We start from the raw sequence: 609 nt of genomic DNA, 5'->3' as shown, positions 1-609 counted from the left end.
TGGTTTTCCGGCTGCCGTCGGCCCAGTAGGTGTAGGTGCTGCGCAGGCCGTCGGCGGTGGCAGCGGTGGCGGGCTTGTTGTCGGGGTTGTAGGTCCAGGCGGTGCCGTCTGCCCCGGTGAGGAGGTTGCCAGCCGCATCCCAGGTCTGGCCGGTGGTCTTGCCGTCGGTGGTGAGGGCGGTGAGGCGGCCCGCAGCATCGGTCTCATGCGCGGTGGCCGTCTTGCTGCCGTCCGCACCGGTGACGGTGACCGTGGTGATGTCGCCTGCGGCGTTGGCGGTGTAGGCGGTCGACCGCAGCACCGGCGTTCGCGTCGGGGCCGTTGTGGACGGTGGTGGAGGTGAGCCGGCTGTAGGCGTCGTAGCCGTGCACGGTGTGCGTCGTCACCGGCGTGCCGCCGCCGGCCTCCGCTCCACCGCTGCCGTCCGCGCTGGCACCCCCCTGCCCGCCGCTGCCCGCACCTCCGCCGCTGTCCACACCGCTGCTGCTGTTGTCGCTGCCGGGGGCGGGGCTGGTGGTGGGGCGGGTGTCGGTGCGGGTGGCCAGGTCTCCGCGGCTGTTGTACGTGTACACGGTCTGGGACAGCACGGTGCCGTCCTTGCGGGTGAGG

2 protein-coding genes are annotated in these 609 nt (G+C 72.7%); one reads left to right on the top strand and one right to left on the bottom strand.

Going from position 1 to position 609, the window contains the following annotated elements; translation table 11 throughout:
• Window positions 1-301: hypothetical protein (locus IF89_RS39760; RefSeq protein WP_043195002.1), on the bottom strand; the 301-nt coding region annotated here is incomplete at its 3' end.
• A gap of 71 nt (window positions 302-372) precedes the next feature.
• On the opposite strand from IF89_RS39760, the gene IF89_RS48925 reads away from it, so the two are divergent.
• Window positions 373-609: hypothetical protein (locus IF89_RS48925; protein WP_234328042.1), on the top strand; the 237-nt coding region annotated here is incomplete at its 3' end.

This window comes from Streptomyces sp. NRRL F-2664 (genome assembly GCF_000719345.1).
GTDB lineage: Bacteria > Actinomycetota > Actinomycetes > Streptomycetales > Streptomycetaceae > Streptomyces.
Note: the sequence above shows the minus strand (reverse complement) of the source record. Positions and strands in the feature narration are given on the sequence as shown.